Raw genomic sequence first — 22949 nt, 5'->3', positions numbered from 1 at the left:
TGAAGGTTTAGGCTGTAAAGCCGTGCGCTGATTACGTCAGTGGGCAATCATATAGCTCGGGCGTAACGCAGGGATCAGGCTTCCAGTGGTTTACTCCTGTGGCTAAAAATGAACAAACAAGATTTTATATTGGAATGCTTTAATATAAAAAGACAAAAGCGGTATCGTATATTTTAAGTTTTGCAGCAGCATCGCCTGTATATAATAGCATTTTGCTGCTGACGTTGTTTTTGGCGCATCCTTACAGCCGCCACTATGTTCTCTACCGTTGCGGATTTAGCTGTTGATGCTGCCCGTTGCAGATTGATAACCGATGAGGCTGTCAACTTTACTTCAGAAGGTGCATTCGCAGTGAAATCAAGCAATATACTGTTCACCTTTAGATGGTTCAGATAACGATAATCATACGTCGTTAATGTTATCTGTGAAATATTCATTATAAGAATATTTATATTCATTGATTTTTTATGGCTCCTTTGCATAACATTCTTCACTGTATTTTAAGGAGATATAATGAGCACATTAGAAATAAGTAAGATTAGCCGCAGTCGTCAAATCATTGAATCATTATTATACCAATGTGACGTCATCATAAATGGAGACAATCCGGGTGACATTAAAGTTAATGACTCCAGGCTATATAAACGTGTTTTAAAAGAGGGTCAATAGGGTTAGGTGAGGCCTACATGGATGGCTGGTGGGATTGCGAGTATCTGGACGCATTTTTTTATAAATTATTGAGTGAGGGAATTGATAGCAAAGTCTCGGATAATTTTCACGATGCTGTCTACTATGTTGTCTCGCGGGCTATTAATTTACAGTCTATTTCACGCTCCCGAAAAGTAGCTAAAGTACACTATAATCTTGGGAATAACCTTTTTGAGTCTATACTTGAACCATGGATGCAATATTCTTGCGCATACTGGAAAGACGCTTGTAATCTCGAGCAGGCTCAGGTTAATAAATTATCATTAATATGTGATAAATTAATGTTGAAACCAGGAATGGAAGTTTTAGACGTTGGGTGTGGCTGGGGAGGATTAGCATCATTTATAGCTCAGAATTATAATGTTTCGGTAACAGGGATAACAATTTCTGAAGAACAAAAGAAACTGGCTGAAGACAGATGCCGTGGGCTAGATGTCACGATAGAACTAACCGACTATCGTGAGTTGCAGGGAAAATTTGACAGGATTGTCTCCGTAGGCATGTTTGAACATGTTGGATTGAAGAATTATGGTGTGTTTTTCAATAAAATGCATGAGTGCTTAACAGAGGATGGCTTGTTTTTATTACACTGTATTGGCAGTAATCAATCCGGCGGTGGGGTGGATCCGTGGATTAATCGTTACATTTTTCCTAATGGACGCCTGCCGTCTATACAGGAAATAGCATCCTGCACTGAAGGACGTTTTATCATGGAAGACTGGCACAATTTCGGTGCTGATTACGATAAGACATTGATGGCGTGGGATGAGAACTTCCTTCACAACTGGAAATTTCACGAAAAAGATTATGATGAAAGATTTTTAAGAATGTTCCATTATTATCTTTGCTCTTGTGCCGGTGCATTTAGAGCGAGAGAAATCCAGCTATGGCAAGTCTTATTGAGTAAAAATGGAGTCAGAGGTGGACTTCGCGTAGCGCGATAGCGTGTTACAGATGTCATATAGGGTTAATATGAATAATAACTATTATCGTTCAATGTTCAACAATTCATACCAGGGTATGGTTGCATTAGCAACGCTTTTTGATGAGCAGTGCGTCAGTTTTGCCGCATTTGCTCTTGGTATTAGTCAGCCTTCAATGAGTAAGTTGTTGATGGAGATGAGAAAGGAGTTTAACGATCCGTTATATATTAAGTCTAATAATTTATACACATTGACGCCTGTGGGTGAAGTCTTGTGTTCACTTGTGAAAAATACGATTTATGCCAACCAGTCGATCTTAGAGCAGCTGAAAAATGGAGTTAAGAAAACATATAATATAATTTTACCGCACTGGTTTAACTTGTACGAAGCCCCGACGTTGCTCCAAAAGATCAGAGCAAGCTATACCGATATTTCATTAAACTTCTCCCCACCCTATATCTCTGGTTCCAAAGAAATTCTTGAGAATTTAAAACAGGGGAAAATAGATGTTGCGGTATGTCATTTTTTCCATGATATACCTGCAGGATTTCATTCTAAAATACTTGGATTTTCTGAGCTTATTTTTCTATGCAAGAAAAATAGCGATATGTATATGAATTGCATTGATCTTGAAAAAATATACGCTACACCACTTCTTGTGTACAATGTTAGTCCTTACTTGTTTAATAGTTTTATCGAAGAAAATAGACTAAACAAGAATGCGTTAAATATTCTTATGACGGTAACCAATAACTTTAGGCAGTGGATCTCGCAGCTGACTGACGATAATGTAATCTTAGTTACGCTCAGAACCACCGGCAACGAGTTGCTGAAAGAAGGTGAGTATCGTGAAATTAAATTAAATGATGCAACATCATCATTTGCCTATAATCTTATGTGGCACGAACGCTCTACAAAAGATCCTGTTCATACTCTGATCCGTGCGGCAATAGCCAATATGAATGGTAATAGAGAGATGGATCACGAAAGATAGACCTCCATATTTGATGGTGTAGATAATATTATGCGAGAGGCGGTGGGATGCCATTAACAACCAGCGGATACAGAACCTTCGCTCCATTTAATTCATCAATACGTGGTGCAATGCGACAAAGAGCCTATTCCCTTAAAGTTATCAAACCTTCAGGGGATATAGTCTATTTTCACAGTCTCAGTCTCTTTTCATGTATGTTAGGGAAAAATATTTCTTATATGCGCTCACGAGCAGTATATGCAGAGATGTTTGTTGGTGATAGCGCTGAAATATTATGGTTTGATAAGAATAAAACCCCCTACACGCTTGTCTTTACACGAGTTAAGTAGTCATAAGCGTTTATTCTTGCGCTCATTTTTAGTTTAGTTGCTACTGAAAAAATGAAATACAGAATAAGCCTATTTTCTTCAGGCGAAGTGACGGGCCTGATTGTCAGGTTTATCCCCTGAGCATGATAACGACGCTGTTCGCTGATGGCAGTTGTGCTTTGCATAACTGCCATCGGACTCTGACTGCAACAATATATTAAAGATGATGCTCACTATGCAGCTTTGGACATGTGCAACGACCAGATTTTAATGCAAAATACTATTAATACCACTGATGGAATAATAAGTGCATAAAAATGAATGTATTTATTTAATATCGCAGTGATAAATGCACCGATGAAAAAATGCAGAATCACAAGGAAATAATGCAAACTTTCAAATCTTAACCTTGTCCTTTCTTTGTTTTTGTTTTTCAGAAACGATTGGCATAACGTGGTTATCATCAGTATATAAACGGATGTGACAACAGAAGTCGACGTCGGGAGTTTGGTGCCGCCACTTTTAATGATGAAATTCTGTATGTACATAAAAATAAGACCGATGGTTACTAGCGGCATTACTTTTATCGTTGGATGGTTTGTGAATAATTCATGCGTAAACATATAATTCCCCAGCGCGATAAATGCAATCATTAAAAAGCAATTTAGCGTAAGACTTATAGCATAAACATGCCACGGACTTTTGGTTTTACTGATGTATTTATATTCGATAAGTTGATGGATGGCGCTTATCACAAGCCATATAACAATGATTAAAATATGATAAACAGACTCAAAGTCAAAACTGAATTTTACAAGCGATGTTATACCAAATACCATGTTTGACGTCATAAACCCTATCAACGCTTTATAGAGATAAATAAAGCTCATCACTTCCATACAACCACCTATGTATGACATAAGATAGTGGATTTCGTGGTTTGTTGAACGGTATATTTTGATATTCATATGCCTTACCAAATGTTCGATATCGTTAAATTTTTAAATAAATTCATTTAATGCAAACTTTAATTGGGTACTGATTATATCAATTCCACACCATAAAAAATGGAATATTAATATTCCTTGTGAGAATGACAAGGTCGGTGATAGCGTCAGGTTGTAGATAATCAATACTAAATAAAGGTGTCGGATATGATAAAGACAGCATATATTGTTGAGGATAATAATAAAGCCAGCGTTCTGATTGAACATTCTGTTATGAAATCATTTGATGATCCAGAAGCAGCTGCGTTATGGGCGTTTTCGTTGGGTTATAGAGTCTACAAAAAAAGCGTTTTGCATGGGAAAGATTTTTGGGTTAAATATACCCCGGCTTGCCATAAAGTTTGAGTCCTGTTTTCGATTTTATAATCTGATGATATATGCAAACGTATTGTTCGTTAATATCAGTAGTGAATAATTGGGTCGTGACGCTGATTTAGTGGTAATGGTTGATTGTCAGATACCATCCGATGACCTTATCGTGCATTTCTTCTGATTTTGAAAAGCAGATTGTCCTTCGGGTAAGGCGCTTAAGGTGAGTCCGCAGATTCAGGTTATGACGCTCTATTCGCTGGGTATATTTCTTGCTGACTACATGGCTGGCTGAGTCCAGCAACGTCCGGTATACCGGCCACGCATCGGTCATGTAGAAGGCAATATTAAATTTGCTCAGCAGTGCCAGAAGCCGCTGTAACGTCACCGCATTTCGGGGGCCAAAGACGTGAGCAAGAACCCGCTTTCGGATGCGGTCATAGGCATAAAAGAGCCAGCGTGGATTGCCCTTACAACGTACGAATGACCACTGCTCATCAGCTTCACAACAGATGACAACTTCTGCTCCGGGCTCAATGTGTTGCGCTACCTGTTTCGGCGCCAGTTTTTTAGATGGCGGAGGACAGTATTGAGGCTGATATCAAGGACTCGTGCAGTGTCACGACACCCGGCCCCATTCATTGCCATATCAATAATGGATTGATGGGTATCGGGTTTAGCGGCGTTGTACTGAAAGCTGAGCTGGAAGGTTTTCAGGCAGAGCTTGCAGCGATAGAGCTGAGCACCTGACGTTGAGTGACCATTACGGATAACCCCTTGAGTTTCAGAGCAACGGGGACAAACCACATCAATCTTTGCCATCACTTATCCAAAAGGCGAAGTATACAGCAGCACTAAGTTGGCGTCATGACCAATAATTGAACGCGTATCAATCTTGCGGCATACCTGTAAATAGAGAAGCTTATTATCTCTAAACTATCTTCAGGTACACTAAACTAACATAATGATATTATTGACGTTTATGTACGTACTGAGAGGCCTCTTTACTGGCCTCTCAACCACCATAAAGCCAGGTCGTCTTCTTTTTATGACCTGAATTTAAACCGTTTCTGTACAATGTCACATTTGAACAATTCAATAAAAAATGAGTATCACCAGGGCAAGGTTGGTGTCAGCGCGATAGGGCACAAAATACATCTACTTATGTCGTTATCGATGGAATATCGAACCGAACAGTCGGGCTATGCCTGGCCGTTCAGCCCTTTATGATTAACTCACGCGGGTACGATATTTATCGTCCCGCGTTTATGTACGTACAATTCAGCAATTGTTTGCGAAAGAATAAAATACCCGCTGCTCCATGCGGGTGCCCATTTTCTCTCCCGACTACCGCTGCGCCAGCGCCTTAAACACCATGGCCACCGCGTGTGCCCCCGGGTCCATATTGCCCGCCAGACTGTCACTGTTCAGGTAAGATGCGCGGCCTGCATTGGCGCGGGTGGCGTGGACGGTGGCGTCGGCGCCAGCCTGTGCCGCCAGATAGGCGGTGCTAAGATTGTCTGGCTGCTGGGCCAGCGCCTCCAGTGCGGGCTGGAGCGCGTCAATCAGCGTGCGATCGCCTACGTCGGCGCCGCCGTAAAATTTCATCTGCGTCAGGCCCGCCTGAAGGGCCGCGACGAAGGGTTGGCCTTCGTGAATGGCCTGGCCTGCGGCGGTGAAGAAAATTGACATCAGCACGCCGCTGGAACCGCCCATAACCACCGTTAAGCGTTCGCCAATGAGTGCACACAGCGTATCCAGCTGTGCCAGCGGCAGGCGGTGCTGATGCAGCTGGTGGGCAATCTCGCGTGCGCCGGCGGCAAAGGTAGAGCCGGTGTCGCCGTCGCCCACTTTGGCATCAAGCGCGTTCAGCTCGGCTTCAAGGCCCGATAGCGTTGCCGTAACGGTTTCAACATAGTGGCCCGCCAGCGCATTTTCCGACGGCGTAAATTCTACCCGGGCGCTGCGAATGGCGCAGGGCTGAGTACGCTGCGCGCGCAGCCGCACCGGCGGCAGCCAGCCTGCGGTCCTGACTTCTGATAACAGCGCTTTTTCAATGCTTTCTTCCAGCACCATTGCCGTGATGGAGAAACCTTTCATATCCAGCGCGCTGACCAGCGCTGCCGGGCCGATTAACCAATCGGTACGGGCGCCAAGGGCACTGTGCGCCAGCTCGCGGGTGATAATCGCCATTTCCGTGACCGACACGCCGCCGAGGTTGTTCAGCATCAGCACCAGCCGCCCGGTATCCGGTAGCACAGCGCGAATTTTGTCTACCATCATGCGTACAATCTCAACGCTATTCTGCGTGTCGACGATGCTGGCACCCGGTTCGCCGTGGATCCCCATGCCCAGTTCGGCCTGGCCGGAATGATGCCGCACGCCGTCATTCGGATCTGCGGGAAGGTGACAGCTTGCCAGCGCCACGCCGATGCTGAACACGCGCGCCATCGCCAGCCGTGCTTCGCGGGTGACGGTGTCCAGGTTGTAGCCATTTTCAGCAAAATAACCGGCCACTTTGTGGATCAGCAGAGTACCGGCAATACCGCGCGGGTGTTTGTTATCCGGCAATGAGATGTCATCGCCGACAATCACCATTTCCACTTTGTAGCCCATACGGCGGGCTTTCTCGGCGGCAAGTCCGAAGTTAAGACGGTCGCCGGTGTAGTTTTTAACAATCAGCAGGCAGCCCGCATCGCCGGTGACCGCCTGAATGGCCGTCAACACGGCGTCCACGCTAGGCGAGGCAAACAGGTCGCCGCACACCGCCGCCGTCAGCATACCTTTACCCACGAAACCTGTATGCGCTGGCTCGTGGCCGGCACCGCCGCCGGAAATCACCGCGACATTTGATTTATCCCAATCCTGGCGCACCACGATGCGAATGGCCGGGTCGCTTTCCAGGCGGGCCAGGTTATTCCACGGGCTGGCGATAATGGCCCCTTCGATAGCGTCATTAACAAGGTTTTCGCGTTGATTGTAGAAAAATTGCGACATAACAGATTCCTGAATTTTGGCTGTAGCAAGCCTGCGCAGCGCGCTGCGCAGAACATTGCCGGGGAGATTAAAGCGTGAAATTAAGCGTCAACGGGTCGCCGTTGCGCAGCGTGTCGAAAGCCGGGCCTTGCTGGCAGTGCCAGGGAATACCGGCCTGTCTGGCGATGAGGGCCCCGTGAGCCAGCGGGCTGCCTTGCCGCAGGCAGATGGCAGCGGTGTTTTCAGCGTTAAGCTGCAGCACCACGGAAGGGTAGATATCATCCGCAATCAGGATCGTGCGATGCAGCAGCGCTGGCGCGCTATCGGCGGCATCGAGCAGGTGCCCGAGGGTGCGGTGCAGAATATCGTCGACGTCAATATACCGTGCCTGAAGATAGGCATCGTCCAGCGCCTGATACTGCTGGCTGAGTGCGCTCATCGTCTGTTGCCAGGCCCATTCTGCGCTGCACTTCTGTTCACGCAGCGTCTGTTCCAGCTCTTTCATCAGCTCCGGATCATCGAGCAGGGTCTGGTGGCCGGCGAAAATGGCGGCAATATCGTCAGCGTATTTTTCGGCCGCCAGCGCCGTGAGGCCCGCGAGATCGTCTAAGGTACGGCTGACGGCGATTTTCAGGCGGCGAAATTCGTCTTCTGCTCGCCCATTTGCCGTACGTACGACCGGGTAGGCGGCAGGCTGATAGTGCAGGACCTGGCCGCTTGCCGTAGACGGCGTGCTCGGGCGGTCTTCCGGAGGTGCTATAGCCGCCAGGCGTTCGCCAAAATTATCCTCTGCCAGCGCCCGAAACGCCGCCAGCGCTTCCTGCGCCTGCGGGCCTTTGGCAATCAGACGTACCCGATCGTGGCAGCGAACCTTCAGCAGGGCAATTTGATTGATACTGTCGGGTTTCACGCATTTGCCGTCTTTTTCGAGCAGCAGCGCCGCGTTGAAACCGCCAAGCCCTTCGACCAGCCGGGCCGCCGGACGAACGTGCAGGCCATTCGGGTTCTGAATTTCAACGGTAATAGACTGTGCGTCGCTGAAGTCGCTCTCTTCGCCCGACGCGGCGTCGTCCTCCGTCTCCTGCGCGGGGAAGCCAAGCTGAACGCGTTTGGCCCGCAGCGCGGTCTGTGCATCAAAAATCACTTTGTCGATACTCGCGCCGCCTGCGGCGCTGGCCGCAGCGGCTAGCGCGCCTTCAACCAGCGGAGCCGGGCACAAATGTACCTTCGCCGCGATCTCAGGCTCAAGCAGATCGAGGGCCGTTTCTGCACTCATTAAGGCGCTGCCAATATCCATCAACACCAGAATGGCATCGGCGTCCGCGAGCGAAATAATGGCATCCATGACCTTAATCGGGTCAGTGCCGATAGGGTTGTCGGGATCGTCAATCCCGGCGGCGATGGCCAGCCTGCAGCCATCACCTCTTAACATCTGGCGGGCCAGTTCCCCGACCCCCTGGCCCAGTTGGGCGCTGTGAGATACGATTACCAGGTTTACCATCGCCTTATCCTTTATCTTAGGCTTTTGCCGCAGCGGCCAGCATTTGCACCATAAACAGCGTCGAGGTCGCCCCCGGATCCTGATGGCCGATGCTGCGCTCCCCCAGATAGCTGGCACGGCCCTTGCGCGCCTGCATGGTAATGGTGGACTGTGCGGCGCGTTGCGCCACGTCGCAGGCTGCGTCCAGCGCAGCGTCGATCGACAAATGCTGTTCGCTGGATTGCCGCAGCGAGTCGGCGACCGGCAGCCAGACATCGCACATGGTTTTATCGCCCGGCTCCGCCTTGCCGCGGCTGACGACGCCGTCTGCGCCTTCCCGAATCATCAAATAGAGCTCGTCGAGCGAGAGGCTTTGTCGCGCCTGAGTAGCCTGTGCGGCACGAATAAAGAAGGTGCCAAACAGCGGCCCGCTGGCGCCGCCGACGTTAGACAACAGCACCATGCCGGTGTTTTTAAGAATAAAACCAATGTCTTTGTCGGCAATAGACGGCAGTTTTTCGACGACTTTGCTAAAACCGCGGTGCATGTTGAGGCCGTGATCGGCGTCGCCTATCTCGCGGTCCAGGCCGGTCAGAAAGTCACACTGGGTGGTGAAAATTTCGCCGCAGCGATACAGCCAGTCGACAATGTTTTCTCTGTTCAGTGACATTGCAGATCTCCTTAGCAACCCCAATTGAGGGCAGGGGTATGAACCGGGGCATCCCACAGAGTGAGAATATCCTCATCTACTTTCAGCAGGGTGATGGAAAAACCTGACATATCCAGCGAGGTACACCAGGAGCCTATCAGGTTGCGTTCGATGACGATCCCGGCTTCACCACACAGGCTTTCGAGACGGTTATAGACGCCGTACAGTTCAGAAAGCGGGGTGGCGCCGAGGTTATTGACCATGGCAATCACCCGATCGCCTTTTTGCAGCGCCTGTTTACTCTGGGTCACTTCCTGCCAGCTGCCGTTGACGGTATCCCACTGACGCAGCGTGCGGCTGTACTGGCCATTTTCCAGCAGCGTGGCGAACATGGCGTCCACGGTGTCATCAAGCGACGTGAAGGGGCGGCGGTCAATACCGGGTTCGCCGTGGATCCCAACGCCAAACTCCATTTCATTATCATTGAGTTCGAACGACGGCCTGCCCGCTGCCGGTACCGTGCAGGCACCCAGCGCAATGCCGAGCGTGTGGCCCTGGTTATTGAGCCGACGGCCAAGCTCGGCGCAGGCGTCCAGGCTGTCGCCGCGTTCAGCCGCCGCGCCGACCAGTTTTTCAATCAGCACGGTATTGGCGACCCCGCGACGCCCGGCGGTATACAGGCTATCTTTCACGGCGACGTCATCATCCACCACCACGGTGGTGACCTTAATGCCGCTTTCGTGCAGCAGTTCAGTGGCCGTTTCAAAGTTCAGCACGTCGCCGGTGTAATTTTTAATAATCAGCAGTACGCCTTCGCCGCCGTCAATTTGCATCGCGCATTCGAACATTTTATCCGGGGTTGGCGACGTAAAAATTTCGCCAGGACAGGCGCCGCTCAGCATACCGTGGCCGATAAACCCGCAGTGCATCGGCTCGTGGCCGCTGCCGCCGCCGGAGAGCAGCGCCACTTTCCCGGCGACCGGCGCATCGGCGCGGGTCACGTACACCGGATCCTGATGCAATTTCAGTGACGGGTGCGCTTTTGCCAGCCCGGCCAGTTGTTCCGTTAATACCTCTTCCACACGGTTAATCAGTTTTTTCATTATGTGTACTCCGCTGGATGTGATGTGGAGCGCCCGTGGGCAACTCCGCGTAGGGTCGGCATTCAGGTGTGTGCCGATAGAGTGATTCTGGCCTGGCATGGAAAAAAGAAAATCCCCACTTATTTTAGTTTCAAGTCGAAACCTGATTGCAGAGAAACGTTTCTTAATGAAACGTTTTTTGCGGACAGGACGCAAAAGTGAGAGCCTGAACAAGCTTTTCTCGCCACCGTTGCGTATTTGCCGCTGACCGCTTTGCCGTTGGCGTGCATTTTTTTTCGTTCAGCGCTGGCAAAGCCGCGGGAAAGGGCGTTTTACGGCGTACAATAGTGTGAGAACGATCCGGACCTGGATCGCAAACCTGACGCTCTTTGCGTGTTAGTGTTTCATCATGGAACGAAAATTTCGGGCTTAGGTTTCGTTGTGGAACGAAATAGCAAAGCATTTTTTTGCGCTGCACCCGCTCTAAAGTGATGTCTACCGCGCCGGCCATGCCGATGCTTCCCTCCCGTAAAGGCAGAAGCGAGCAACGCCAGGCGCCATCATGGAAACGAGTTCAATGTGAGGGTGTAGAGAATGCTACAAGTTATTCAGTCTCCAGCAAAATATCTCCAGGGTCCTGATGCATCAGCGTTGTTCGGCCAGTACGCCAAAAATCTGGCGGACAGCTTTTTTGTGATTGCCGATGATTTTGTGATGAAGCTGGCGGGCGATAAAGTCCTTAACGGCCTGCACGAAAACGGTATCACCTGCCACGCGGAACGTTTTAACGGCGAGTGCAGCCATGCGGAAATCAACCGTCTTGGGGCAATAGCTAAACAAAAAGGCTGTAAAGGGGTGGTGGGGATTGGCGGTGGTAAAACGCTCGATACGGCGAAAGCGATCGGCTATTACCAGCACCTGCCGGTCGTGATTATTCCGACCATTGCGTCAACCGATGCGCCGACCAGCGCGCTGTCGGTTATCTATACCGAATCGGGTGAATTTGAAGAGTATCTGATTTACCCGAAAAACCCCGATATGGTGGTGATGGACACCGCGATTATCGCCAAAGCGCCGGTTCGTCTGCTGGTTTCCGGGATGGGCGATGCGCTTTCAACCTGGTTTGAAGCCAAAGCCTGTTACGACGCCCATGCGGTCAGTATGGCGGGCGGTCAGTCGACCGCTGCGGCGCTGAACCTGGCCCGTCTGTGCTATGAAACCCTGCTGGCGGAAGGCGAGAAAGCCCGTCGCTCAGCCGAAGCGGGGGTCGTGACGGTGGCGCTGGAGCGGATTATCGAAGCGAATACCTACCTGAGCGGCATTGGTTTTGAAAGCAGCGGCCTGGCGGCGGCGCATGCTATCCATAATGGTTTTACGATTCTGGAAGAGTGCCACCACCTGTACCACGGTGAGAAAGTTGCCTTCGGGACCCTGGCGCAGCTGGTGCTGCAAAACAGCCCGATGGAAGAAATTGAAACCGTGCTGGGCTTCTGCCAGAAGGTCGGGCTGCCGGTTACGCTGGCCCAGATGGGCGTGAAGGACGGGATTGAAGCGAAAATTGCCGCGGTGGCCAAAGCCACCTGTGCGGAAGGCGAGACCATTCACAATATGCCGTTCCCGGTGACCCCGGACAGCGTGTATGGCGCCATTCTGACCGCCGATCGTCTGGGCGCGGAATGGCTGGCCGCGAAGTAAAATTTTCCACCGACCGTTAACCCGGTTGGTGTGCCACCTGCGTTGTGGTTTTCCCCCTGGCGAGCGGTCCCCGGCGCCGGGGGTTGTTGCGTTTATGGATTTGCCGTTCTCGGCACTCAAGAAGAGAGTATGACCATGCAGAATCAACGCGCCGAATCGGCGCCGTCGTCGTTTATCGCGCCGTCCTGGCATCGCTGCGGCAAAATGATGCAGCGCGAGACCTGGACCACGCCGCACCAGGCGCAGGGGCTGACGTTTCAGTCGATAGGTCGACGCAAGACGGCGCTGCTGACCATCGGACAGGCGGCGCTGGAAGACGCATGGGAATATATGGACAGCCGCCCGTGCGCGCTGTTTATTCTGGATGAGTCCGCCTGCCTTCTCACCCGCTGCGGTCACCCCGACACCCTTGAGCAGCTTGACGCGCTTGGCTTCCTGCCCGGCAGCTACTGTGCGGAAAGCATCATCGGCACCTGCGCGCTGTCGCTGGCCTCGCTGGTGGGGCAGCCGATTAAAACGCAGGGGGAGCAGCATTTTAAGCAGGCGCTGTTCCCCTGGGCATTTTGTTCGACGCCCATCTTTGACAATCATGGCCGGCTGTCTGGTTCTATCGCCCTGTGCTGTCTTACGCAGGAGGCGAGCGCGGCGGATCTCTCGCTGACCCTGGCGATGGCCCGAGAAGTCGGCAACTCGCTGCTGACCGATAGCCTGCTGGCAGAGTCGAATCGCCACCTAAACCAGATGTACGGCCTGTTGGAAAGCATGGACGATGGGGTGATGGCGTGGAATGAGCAGGGGATATTACAGTTTATTAATCCTCAGGCGGCGCGCCTGCTGCATCTCGATGGTCAGGCCAGCCAGGGGAAAAATATCGGCGATTTGGTGACGCTCCCCGCGCTGCTGCGCCGTGCCATCAAGCACGCCAGGCCGCTAAGCCACGCAGAAGTGACTTTCGAAAGTCAGCACCAGTTTGTCGATGCGGTCATCACGCTCAAGCCGATTGTCGAATCGCAGGGCACCAGCTTTATCCTGCTGCTGCACCCGGTTGAGCAAATGCGCCAGCTGATGACCAGTCAGCTAGGCAAAGTGAGCCACACCTTCGCGCAGATGTCGGCGGACGACCCGGAAACCCGCCGCGTGATCCACTTTGGTCGCCAGGCCGCGCGCGGCAGCTTCCCTGTGTTAATGTGCGGGGAAGAGGGCGTCGGCAAAGAGCTGATTGCCCAGGCGATTCATAATGAAAGCGCGCGGGCGGCGGGGCCGTTTATTGCGGTGAACTGCCAGCTGTATGCCGATAACGCGCTGGGCGTAGACTTTATGGGCAGCAGCGCGACGGAAGAAGAAAATGGCCGCCTGAGCCGCCTTGAACTGGCCTCCGGCGGGACGCTGTTTCTGGAAAAAGTCGAGTATCTTGCACCGGAGCTGCAATCGGTGCTGCTGCAGGTCATTAAGCAAGGGGTCGTGACGCGTCTGGATGCCCGACGGCTGATCCCGGTGGATGTGAAAGTGATCGCGACCACCACCATGGATCTCGCGAACCTGGTGGAACAAAACCGCTTTAGCCGCCAGCTTTACTATGCGCTGCACTCCTTTGAAATCAGCATTCCGCCGCTACGCGAGCGGCGTAACAGTATTCCTTCACTGGTTCACAGCCGGCTGCGCACGCTGGAGCGGCGCTTTTCCTCCCGGCTCAAGGTGGATGACGACGCGCTGGCACGGCTGGTGGCCTATTCGTGGCCGGGAAATGATTTTGAGCTGAATAGCATTATCGAAAATATTGCCATCAGCAGCGAGCACGGCCACATTCGGCTGAGCAACCTGCCCGGCTGGTTATTCAACGACCATCCCGGTACGGCGGCCAACAGCGCGGCGACCCCTGCCGGGATGAGCATTTCGGCTATTGAAAAGGAAGCGATTATTCACGCCGCCAGGATCACCCATGGCCGGGTTCAGGAGATGTCACATCTGCTGAATATCGGGCGCACCACCCTGTGGCGCAAGCTGAAGCAGTTTGAGATAGACGTCAGCCAGTTTAAACGTCGGCATCAAGAGTAAGCGGGCCTTCCTCGAATCGCGCCATCGCAAATAGCGCATCCGACAGGCGGTTCATGTAGCTTTTGAGCGCCTCGCGCAAGGGGCTGCGGCGATCCATGGCGACCAGGGTACGCTCGATCTGCCGGGCCTGCGTGCGGGCAACGTGCAGCTGCGCCGAGGCCAGCGTCTTACCCGGAATCACAAAAGCCTTCAGCGGGCCAGTGGCCGCCATATGGTGGTCAATTTCCTGCTCCAGTCGTGCAATGTCTTCGGCGGCAATCAGGCGGCTGAGGCGCGCGGCGCCGCGCTCATCGCTGGCCAGTTCGGCCCCGACGACAAACAGCTCTTCCTGAATGCGCAGCAGCGTGCGGCAAATCGTCGGCTTCTCGCTGGCTGCGCGGCAAACGCCAAGCAGCGAGATCAGGGTATCTATGCTGCCGTAGGCTTCTACTCTGATGTCGTCTTTATCGATTCGGCTGCCGCCAAACAGGGCGGTGGTGCCTTTATCACCGGTTCGGGTGTAGATACGGTACATGCTTATTGTGCCTCGCTAAACGGGATCACTTTCACTAACTGCCCGGCATTTGCGCCGATATTGCGCCACTGGACAGATGAGCTGCCCGGTGAGCAGCGACGCAACGCGCGGTCCGCCGGATACTGCTGGTGGGTCAGGACCACTTCGCCGTTAACATTAACCCCCAGGCCGGTTTGCAGGGCTGAACGCGCCGCCGCTGCACGCGCGTACGCCAGCGCGCTGTCGTCGTGGGAACAGGGCTGGAGACGGCAGGGCACCCCTTGTTCTTCCAGTCCAAGGCAAATCTGGCGCAGGATATTGCTATCGGCGAGGCTGTGGTAATAACACAGATGCACCGCCGGTGAGGCAGAAATACCGGGATTTGGCATACATCGCTCCAAACGGGGGAAAGGAAAAGAGCGGGCCTACAGGCCCGCGACGCGACAGGATCAGAACGCCTGGCGGAAGATTTCGGCGACTTCTTTTTCATTCCCTTTACGTGGGTTAGAGAACGCGTTGCCGTCCTTGAGCGCCATTTCGGCCATGTACGGGAAGTCCGCTTCTTTTACGCCCAGTTCGCGCAGGTGCTGAGGGATACCGACGTCTTTAGAGAGACGGGTAATGGCCTTGATAGCAAGCTCTGCGGCGTCGAGGGTGGACAGTCCGGCGGTATTTTCCCCCATAAAGGTGGCGATATCGGCGAATTTTTCCGGGTTAGCGATCAGATTGTAACGGCAAACGTGCGGCAGCAGGACGGCGTTCGCTACCCCATGAGCCATGTCGTACAAACCACCCAACTGGTGCGCCATCGCGTGGACATACCCGAGGTTGGCGTTATTGAACGCCATGCCGGCCAGCAGCGAAGCGCACGCCATGTTCTCACGTGCCTTGAGGTTGCTCCCCAGCGCAACCGCCTGGCGCAGGTTGGTGGCAATCAGTTTGATCGCCTGAATGGCCGACGCGTCGGTCACCGGGTTGGCGTCTTTCGAAATATAGGCTTCCACCGCGTGGGTCAGCGCATCCATGCCGGTAGCGGCGGTCAGACCCGCCGGTTTGCCCAGCATCAGCAGCGGGTCGTTGATTGACACGCAAGGCAGGTTACGCCAGCTGACGATGACAAATTTTACTTTGGTTTTGGTGTTGGTTAACACGCAGTGGCGGGTGACTTCGCTGGCGGTGCCGGCGGTGGTATTGACGGCAATAATGGGCGGCAGCGCATGGGTCAGGGTTTCAATACCCGCATACTGATAGAGATCGCCCGGGTGGGTCGCGGCAATGCCGATACCTTTACCGCAGTCGTGCGGGCTACCGCCGCCGACGGTAATAATCATATCGCAATGTTCCTTGCGGAAAATGGCCAGCCCGTCGAGAACGTTGGTGTCTTTCGGGTTTGGCTCTACGCCGTCGAAAATCACGACCTCAATACCGGCCTCGTGCAGATGCTTCACGGTCCGATCGACGGCGCCGTCTTTTATTGAACGCAGCCCCTTATCGGTCACCAGCAGGACTTTTTTACCGCCCAGCAGTTTGCAGCGCTCGCCCACCACCGAGACTGACCCCGGGCCAAAGAAATTCACATTGGGAACAAGAAAATCATACATACGGTCGCTCATGTTGCACCTTCTGAAATAATGAATGAATTAGCGTGATTAATTCTTTTTAAAATAGTCCAGCGCCGCGCTGGCTATTTCCATGTCCTGCTCGACGGTGCCGCCGCTAACGCCAATGGCGCCAATAATTTCGCCTTTTTCCATTATTGGAAAACCACCGCCAAAAATAACAATGCGCTGTTGGTTGGTTAGCGCTAAACCGTACAGAGATTGCCCGGGTTGCACGACTTCAGTCAGCGCGTGGGTGGGCTGTTTCATACAGCATGCGGTCCATGCTTTGTTTAGCGAAATATCACAGCTGGTCACCAATGCATTGTCCATTCGCTGCAGTAACAGCGTGTGAGCACCGCCGTCGACGATGGAAATAACCACCGGAACGCTGATTTCAATGGCTTTTTTTTCAGCCTCTGCCGCCATGGCTTTGGCCATCGCCAGGCTTACGGTGGCGCGAGAAAGACTTTTATTCATGGCTACTCCTGACCTAATCCGTAGTTTGTTAATAGCAGTAGTTATAAATTAATAAAAGGTTGTGTCGTGAAGGATGAAATGTCGAAAACGGCATTAACGCTTTAGTGTTATTTTTGACAAAAAAAAGACTAAGTCAACGGTGCGAAATAGGTACGTTATTTCAGTGGGAGAGTATTTTTAGCGTCATTTTTGATTTGGCGACGGCCGAATATCACATTTGCCTCGTGAATCGTATTTTGCAGTTCCAATTTGAAACACATTAATAAAAATGCGTATCAAAATGGAACGTAATTTATTTAATTTGTTTGTGCCTCTCGACCCTTTAAGTTGCCGATCATTCTCACCCGGCATGGCATTGCCGGGCGCTATTTTTAATTTTATGAGCCAGAGAAAATGAGACGATCAAAACGATTTGAAGTCCTTGAAAAACGGCCGGTAAACCAGGATGGGCTGATCGGCGAATGGCCAGAGGAAGGGCTGATCGCGATGGGCAGCCCCTGGGATCCGTCGTCATCGGTAAAAGTGGAAAATGGGCGCATTGTGGAACTGGACGGCAAAGCGCGCGCCGATTTTGACATGATTGACCGCTTTATCGCGGACTACGCCATTAACATCAATGAAACCGAGCATGCGATGTCTCTTGATGCGCTAACCATTGCGCGCATGCTGGTGGATATCCACGTTGACCGCGCTGAGATCATCAAGATAACGACCGCCATTACGCCAGCCAAAGCCGTAGAGGTGATGGCGCATATGAACGTGGTGGAGATGATGATGGCGATGCAAAAGATGCGCGCCCGCCGTACGCCGTCTAATCAATGTCACGTTACCAACCTGAAGGATAATCCCGTGCAAATTGCTGCGGATGCCGCTGAAGCCGGGATCCGTGGTTTTTCTGAACAAGAAACCACCGTCGGGATTGCGCGCTATGCGCCGTTTAACGCGCTGGGGCTGCTGATTGGCTCCCAGTCCGGTCGGCCTGGTGTGTTAACCCAGTGTTCAGTGGAAGAGGCCACGGAGCTGGAGCTGGGCATGCGCGGCTTTACCAGCTATGCGGAAACGGTCTCTGTCTACGGAACCGAAGCGGTGTTCACCGATGGCGATGACACGCCGTGGTCGAAGGGTTTTCTCGCATCAGCCTACGCCTCGCGCGGGCTGAAAATGCGCTACACCTCCGGAACAGGCTCTGAGGCGCTGATGGGCTATGCAGAGAGTAAATCCATGCTGTACCTCGAGTCGCGCTGTATTTTTATCACCAAAGGTGCGGGCGTTCAGGGGCTGCAGAACGGGGCGGTAAGCTGCATCGGCATGACAGGTGCCGTGCCATCCGGCATTCGCGCAGTGCTGGCTGAAAACCTGATTGCTTCGATGCTCGACCTCGAAGTGGCTTCCGCCAACGATCAAACCTTCTCTCATTCAGATATTCGCCGCACGGCCCGTACCCTGATGCAGATGCTGCCGGGGACCGATTTTATCTTCTCCGGCTACAGCGCGGTGCCGAACTACGACAACATGTTTGCCGGATCGAACTTCGATGCGGAAGACTTTGACGATTACAACATTCTGCAACGAGACCTGATGGTCGATGGCGGCCTGCGCCCGGTCTCAGAGGCGGAGACCATTGCCATTCGTAACAAGGCCGCACGCGCGGTGCAGGCCGTATTCCGCGAGCTCGGGCTCCCGCCGGTTACCGATGAAGAAGTGACGGCAGCCACTTACGCCCACGGCAGTAAGGACATGCCGTCGCGCAATGTGGTGGAGGATCTCAGCGCGGTCGAGGACATGATGCAGCGCAACATCACTGGGCTCGATATCGTTAAGGCTCTGAGCATAAACGGCTTTGATGATGTCGCTAACAATATTCTGGCGATGCTGCGCCAGCGCGTCACCGGTGACTACTTGCAAACCTCCGCCATTCTCGACCGCCAGTTTGAAGTCGTGAGCGCGGTCAATGATGTCAATGACTATCAGGGGCCGGGGACGGGCTATCGCCTGTCGCCAGAGCGCTGGGAAGAGATCAAAAACATTGCCACGGTCATTCAACCGGACAGTATCGAGTAAACGGGGATACGCAATGGATACAACACAGAGTAAACGCCCGGTTTTTACGCTTAACCTGGTCGAGAACGGGGTCGCGAAAGCGGGTGAACGCGTGGACGAAGTGGTGATTGCTGTCGGCCCGGCGTTTGATAAATTTCAGCATCGCACGCTGATTGATATGCCGCATAAAGCGATTATCAAGGAACTGATCGCCGGTGTAGAAGAAGAAGGGCTCCATGCCAGAGTGGTCAGGGTATTACGGACCTCGGACGTTTCGTTTATGTCCTGGGATGCAGCCAACCTGAGCGGTTCAGGAATCGGTATTGGTATCCAATCCAAAGGTACAACCGTGATTCACCAGCGTGACCTGCTGCCGCTCAGTAATCTGGAGCTCTTCTCGCAGGCTCCGTTACTTACCCTGGAAACCTACCGCCAGATAGGAAAAAACGCCGCACGTTATGCCCGTAAAGAATCGCCATCGCCGGTACCGGTGGTGAACGACCAGATGGTGCGGCCGAAATTTATGGCAAAAGCAGCGTTGTTCCACATTAAAGAAACTAAGCACGTCGTGCCGAACGCCAAACCTGTCGCGCTGAAGATTGACATTACCCGGGAGGACGTATGAGCAATAAAACCACGATGACTGCCGCCGATTATCCGCTGGCCTCCCGCTGCCCGGAACGCATCCGGACGCCTACCGGTAAGCCGTTAACCGAGATTACTCTCGAAAATGTCCTTGCCGGGAAGATTGGGCCGCAGGATGTGCGTATCTCACGGGAAACGCTGGAATATCAGGCACAAATAGCTGAACAGATGCACCGCCATGCGATAGCCCGCAATCTGCGCCGCGCCGGGGAGCTGATCGCGATTCCCGATGGCCGGATCCTCGAAATTTACAATGCGCTGCGCCCGTACCGCTCTTCCGAACAGGCGCTGCTTGCCATTGCCGACGAGCTGGAACAGCAGTATCAGGCCACGGTCAACGCGGATTTTGTCCGCGAGGCGGCGGAGGTTTATCGCCAGCGCGATAAGCTGCGGAAAAAAGAAGATTAAGGGTAGGCATAATGGCGTTAATGGCGGGAATTGATATCGGCAATGCCACCACGGAAGTGGCATTAGCGGACTCCACACCACACGGACCACGCTTTCTGGCCAGCGGTATTGTTGCCACGACCGGTACCAAAGGTACGCGCGAGAACATCAACGGCGTGATCGCCTCGCTCCATCAGGCGCTGGAAAAAGCGGGCCGCAGTCCGCAGGCGCTGGAACGCGTCTATCTCAATGAGGCCGCACCGGTGATCGGTGATGTGGCCATGGAAACCATCACCGAGACCATCATCACTGAATCGACGATGATTGGGCACAATCCGCAGACCCCCGGTGGCGAAGGGCTGGGCGTGGGCACCACCATTAGCCTCAATCATCTGGCATCGCTGCCCAGGGCGCGTTATGACGAAGGCTGGATCCCGCTAATCGGCCGCCAGATTGATTTTATGGAGGCGGCGTGGCAGCTAAACGCCGCGCTCGATCGCGGCATTAACGTGGTGGCGGTGATCCTGCAACAGGATGACGGCGTGCTGATCAACAATCGTCTGCAACGCACCTTGCCGATCGTCGATGAGGTGACGCTCATTGAGCAGGTCCCGGAAGGGGTGCTGGCGGCGGTTGAGGTGGCCGCGACCGGGCAGGTTATTTCATTGCTCTCTAACCCCTATGGTATCGCCACCTGGTTTCAACTGACCCCTGAAGAGACGAAGATGATCGTGCCCGTTGCGCGGGCGCTGATAGGCAATCGTTCGGCGGTGGTGCTGAAAACGCCTCAGGGCGATGTGAAATCGCGGGTGATTCCGGCGGGGCATATCACCGTGCGTGGCGATAAACGCACGGTGCAGGTCGATGTTGCTGACGGCGCCGGTGCCATTATGCGGGTGATTTCGGGCTGCGCGCCGGTCCGTGATATTCGCGGGGAAGCCGGTACGCACGCCGGAGGGATGCTGGAGCGCGTGCGCCAGGTGATGGCGTCCTTGAGCGGTCACGGTATGGACGCCGTCTTTATTCAGGATTTGCTGGCGGTTGATACGTTCATTCCGCGCAAGGTTCAGGGCGGGCTGGCGGGAGAGTTCTCGATGGAAAATGCGGTGGGGATTGCCGCCATGGTGAAGTCAGACCGCTTGCAAATGGAAGCGATTGCCAATGAGCTGAGCCAGCAGCTGGCGACGCGGGTCGACGTGGGTGGCGTTGAGGCCGACATGGCGATCGTCGGTGCGCTGACCACCCCGGGCAGCGATATGCCGCTGGCGATTCTCGATCTCGGCGCAGGCTCAACCGATGCCGCCACCATTAATCAGGCGGGAGAGGTCAGGTCGGTGCACCTGGCCGGGGCCGGTAATATGGTGAGCCTGTTGATTAAAACCGAACTGGGGTTAAGTGATTTACTGCTGGCAGAGGAAATCAAAAAATACCCGCTGGCGAAAGTGGAAAGCCTGTTCAGCATTCGCCATGAAAACGGCGCCGTCGAATTTTTCCGCGAACCGCTCAGCCCTGCGGTATTTGCCAGGGTGGTCTATATCAAAAACGGCACGCTGGTGCCCATCGATAACCAGACATCGCTGGAAAAAATCCGCCTTGTGCGCCGGCAGGCAAAAGAAAAAGTATTTGTCACCAACTGTCTGCGCGCGCTACGTCAGGTATCGCCTGGAGGCGAGATCCGCGACATCGCCTTTGTCGTTCTGGTCGGCGGCTCGTCGCTGGATTTTGAAATACCGCAGTTGATTACCGATGCGCTGTCGCACTACGGGGTTGTTGCCGGTCAGGGGAATATCCGCGGCACGGAAGGGCCACGCAACGCTGTTGCGACCGGGCTGGTCTGCCGTGGGGGCGAGCAAGAGCGTCATTAATTCAAATATTGAAATATATAAATATTGAAATGTTTCGATATAAGGCGTAGCCTGCGTTTCACCGTCGGCGGGCGATGTTGCCCGCCAGAGAACCCGCAATGGATAAGATCATGGAAAACGCCGCGCTGTTCACCCCCTTAACGCTTGGGGCCTTCAATCTGAAAAATCGCATCGCCCTCCCACCGCTCACCCGCTCGCGCAGCGGCCAGCCGGGCAACGTCGCTAACGACCTGATGGCAGAATATTACGCCCAGCGCTGTAGCGCCGGGTTTATGGTTAGCGAAGGCACACAAATTGAACCACGTGGTCAGGGCTATGCCTGGACGCCGGGGATCTACACGCCGGAACAGATCGCGGGCTGGAAAAAAGTCACCGACCGCGTTCACCAGCAGGGTGGGGTGATCTTTGCCCAGCTGTGGCACGTCGGTCGCGTTTCGCACACCTCTCTTCAGCCCGCCGAAGGCGCGCCGGTCGCCCCGTCAGCCATTGCGGCGACCAATGTGAAAGTGTTTATCGAAACCGGGCCGGGTACCGGCGCGCTGGCTGCGCCGTCCGCACCGCGCGCGCTCAGCACCGATGAAGTCCGTGAGCTGGTGGCGCTGTACGCCGCCGCCGCGCGTCACGCGATGGAGGCCGGTTTCGACGGCGTGGAGCTGCACGCGGCCAACGGCTACCTGATCAACCAGTTTATGTCCGTGCATACCAACCAACGTGATGATATTTACGGGGGTTCCCTTGATAATCGTCTGCGCTTCCTGCGTGAAGTCACCCAGGCGGTGATTGAGGTTGTAGGAAAAGAGCGCGTGGGCGTGCGTTTTGCGCCGCTGTTTGAAAGCACTACGGAAGATCGCGTCTATCTGGGACTGGTGGAGCCGGATCCGTTCACGACCTACATTACGGCGGCTCGCCAGCTTAATGAGCTGGGTATTGCCTACCTGTCCATCGCCGAAGCCGACTGGGATAACGCGCCGGATCTGCCGCAGGAGTTTTATCCCGCACTGCGGGAAACCTTCCGTAACGTCCTGATGTACGCCGGGAAATACACCGCAGAAAAAGCCAGCCGTATGTTAGATGCCGGGCTGGGCGACCTGTTCGGTTTTGGTCGTACCTTTATTGCAAACCCGGACCTGCCGGCGCGCATCGCCCACGGCTGGCCGCTGAACCCGGTGGATCGCAATACCCTGTTTGGCGGAGGCGTTGCCGGGTATACCGATTACCCGGTTTACCGCGCGAAATAAGCGCAATGCGGGCGGCA

Annotated in this window: 20 protein-coding genes and 1 pseudogene; 10 read left to right on the top strand and 11 right to left on the bottom strand. The window is 53.4% G+C overall.

All coding sequences use genetic code 11. From position 1 onward, the window contains the following. Positions 1-513 precede the first annotated feature (513 nt). Positions 514-1652 (top strand): annotated as a pseudogene (gene cfa / locus H7R76_RS15330) (cyclopropane fatty acyl phospholipid synthase). 76 nt (positions 1653-1728) lie between these two features. Next, the gene (locus H7R76_RS15325) at positions 1729-2625 is read left to right on the top strand and encodes a LysR substrate-binding domain-containing protein (protein ID WP_227673910.1); all 897 of its coding nucleotides are present in this window, start codon (positions 1729-1731) and stop codon (positions 2623-2625) included. Positions 2626-3166: 541 nt separating this feature from the next. Here H7R76_RS15325 and H7R76_RS15320 read toward each other — a convergent pair. After that, on the bottom strand, positions 3167-3853 hold the full coding sequence (locus H7R76_RS15320; protein ID WP_227673981.1) for a DUF1275 family protein: 687 nt from the start codon (positions 3851-3853) through the stop codon (positions 3167-3169). Positions 3854-4087: 234 nt separating this feature from the next. Between H7R76_RS15320 and H7R76_RS15315 the strand changes: the two genes are divergently transcribed. Next, entirely contained in the window at positions 4088-4285 is a 198-nt protein-coding gene (locus H7R76_RS15315) for a hypothetical protein (protein ID WP_182929160.1), read from the top strand. A gap of 88 nt (positions 4286-4373) precedes the next feature. Here the strand turns inward: H7R76_RS15315 and H7R76_RS15310 are convergent. The 6 genes from H7R76_RS15310 to H7R76_RS15285 all read right to left on the bottom strand — a co-directional run bounded on the left by H7R76_RS15310 (position 4374) and on the right by H7R76_RS15285 (position 10947). After that, positions 4374-5071 (bottom strand): IS1 family transposase gene (locus H7R76_RS15310; protein ID WP_089569879.1). Its coding sequence is split into 2 segments (ribosomal slippage): positions 4374-4813 and positions 4813-5071, totalling 699 coding nucleotides; the frame shifts between segments, so codons are not numbered across the junction. A 525-nt stretch (positions 5072-5596) separates the two neighbouring features. After that, the gene (locus H7R76_RS15305) at positions 5597-7246 is read right to left on the bottom strand and encodes a glycerone kinase (RefSeq protein ID WP_182929159.1); all 1650 of its coding nucleotides are present in this window, start codon (positions 7244-7246) and stop codon (positions 5597-5599) included. 67 nt (positions 7247-7313) lie between these two features. Beyond that, positions 7314-8726 (bottom strand): dihydroxyacetone kinase phosphoryl donor subunit DhaM, encoded by a 1413-nt coding sequence (dhaM, locus tag H7R76_RS15300; RefSeq protein ID WP_182965701.1) that lies wholly within the window; start codon positions 8724-8726, stop codon positions 7314-7316. A 16-nt stretch (positions 8727-8742) separates the two neighbouring features. Beyond that, complete coding sequence (gene dhaL, locus H7R76_RS15295) at positions 8743-9375, bottom strand: dihydroxyacetone kinase subunit DhaL (RefSeq protein ID WP_106928724.1); 633 nt, start codon at positions 9373-9375, stop codon at positions 8743-8745. Between the two features lie 11 nt (positions 9376-9386). Further along, on the bottom strand, positions 9387-10457 hold the full coding sequence (dhaK, locus tag H7R76_RS15290; protein WP_182965699.1) for a dihydroxyacetone kinase subunit DhaK: 1071 nt from the start codon (positions 10455-10457) through the stop codon (positions 9387-9389). A 163-nt stretch (positions 10458-10620) separates the two neighbouring features. Further along, entirely contained in the window at positions 10621-10947 is a 327-nt protein-coding gene (locus H7R76_RS15285) for a hypothetical protein (RefSeq protein WP_146145727.1), read from the bottom strand. Between the two features lie 83 nt (positions 10948-11030). On the opposite strand from H7R76_RS15285, the gene H7R76_RS15280 reads away from it, so the two are divergent. Further along, entirely contained in the window at positions 11031-12131 is a 1101-nt protein-coding gene (locus tag H7R76_RS15280; protein WP_106928720.1) for a glycerol dehydrogenase, read from the top strand. A gap of 129 nt (positions 12132-12260) precedes the next feature. Then, a complete protein-coding gene (gene dhaR / locus H7R76_RS15275) occupies positions 12261-14186 on the top strand; it encodes a dihydroxyacetone kinase operon transcriptional regulator DhaR (RefSeq protein WP_106928717.1) in 1926 nt (641 codons plus the stop codon). Here the strand turns inward: dhaR and H7R76_RS15270 are convergent. Genes H7R76_RS15270 through H7R76_RS15255 form a run of 4 tightly spaced genes read right to left on the bottom strand, consistent with a single transcriptional unit; the run spans position 14164 to position 16757 of the window. Then, entirely contained in the window at positions 14164-14700 is a 537-nt protein-coding gene (locus H7R76_RS15270; RefSeq protein WP_106928715.1) for a cob(I)yrinic acid a,c-diamide adenosyltransferase, read from the bottom strand. The two genes, dhaR and H7R76_RS15270, sit on opposite strands and share 23 nt — an antisense overlap. Positions 14701-14702: 2 nt before the next feature. Further along, positions 14703-15068: a glycerol dehydratase reactivase beta/small subunit family protein gene (locus tag H7R76_RS15265; RefSeq protein ID WP_182965697.1), complete on the bottom strand. Its 366-nt coding sequence runs from the start codon at positions 15066-15068 to the stop codon at positions 14703-14705. Positions 15069-15128: 60 nt separating this feature from the next. Then, positions 15129-16292 carry a 1,3-propanediol dehydrogenase gene (gene dhaT, locus H7R76_RS15260; protein WP_182929154.1) on the bottom strand — a complete coding sequence of 388 codons (1164 nt, stop codon included), beginning with the start codon at positions 16290-16292 and terminating at the stop codon, positions 15129-15131. A gap of 36 nt (positions 16293-16328) precedes the next feature. Next, positions 16329-16757, bottom strand: a complete 429-nt coding sequence (locus H7R76_RS15255) for a GlcG/HbpS family heme-binding protein (protein ID WP_182965695.1) — start codon at positions 16755-16757, stop codon at positions 16329-16331. 393 nt (positions 16758-17150) lie between these two features. Here H7R76_RS15255 and H7R76_RS15250 point away from each other — a divergent pair, with 393 nt between their 5' ends. The 5 genes from H7R76_RS15250 (at position 17151) to H7R76_RS15230 (ending at position 22932) form a co-directional block, all read left to right on the top strand. Further along, positions 17151-18818: a propanediol/glycerol family dehydratase large subunit gene (locus H7R76_RS15250; protein ID WP_106928707.1), complete on the top strand. Its 1668-nt coding sequence runs from the start codon at positions 17151-17153 to the stop codon at positions 18816-18818. 13 nt (positions 18819-18831) lie between these two features. Then, positions 18832-19422: a propanediol/glycerol family dehydratase medium subunit gene (locus H7R76_RS15245; protein ID WP_106928706.1), complete on the top strand. Its 591-nt coding sequence runs from the start codon at positions 18832-18834 to the stop codon at positions 19420-19422. After that, the gene (locus H7R76_RS15240) at positions 19419-19850 is read left to right on the top strand and encodes a diol dehydratase small subunit (protein WP_182965693.1); all 432 of its coding nucleotides are present in this window, start codon (positions 19419-19421) and stop codon (positions 19848-19850) included. Before H7R76_RS15245 ends, H7R76_RS15240 begins: the two co-directional genes overlap by 4 nt. Before the next feature lie 11 nt (positions 19851-19861). Beyond that, the gene (locus H7R76_RS15235) at positions 19862-21694 is read left to right on the top strand and encodes a diol dehydratase reactivase subunit alpha (protein WP_106928701.1); all 1833 of its coding nucleotides are present in this window, start codon (positions 19862-19864) and stop codon (positions 21692-21694) included. A 110-nt stretch (positions 21695-21804) separates the two neighbouring features. Then, a complete protein-coding gene (locus H7R76_RS15230) occupies positions 21805-22932 on the top strand; it encodes an alkene reductase (protein WP_182968007.1) in 1128 nt (375 codons plus the stop codon). Positions 22933-22949 lie beyond the last annotated feature (17 nt).

Origin of the sequence: Klebsiella sp. WP8-S18-ESBL-06 (genome assembly GCF_014169755.1) — a bacterium.
Classification (GTDB): domain Bacteria; phylum Pseudomonadota; class Gammaproteobacteria; order Enterobacterales; family Enterobacteriaceae; genus Kluyvera; species Kluyvera ascorbata_B.
This window is presented reverse-complemented; position numbering and strand designations above follow the sequence as displayed.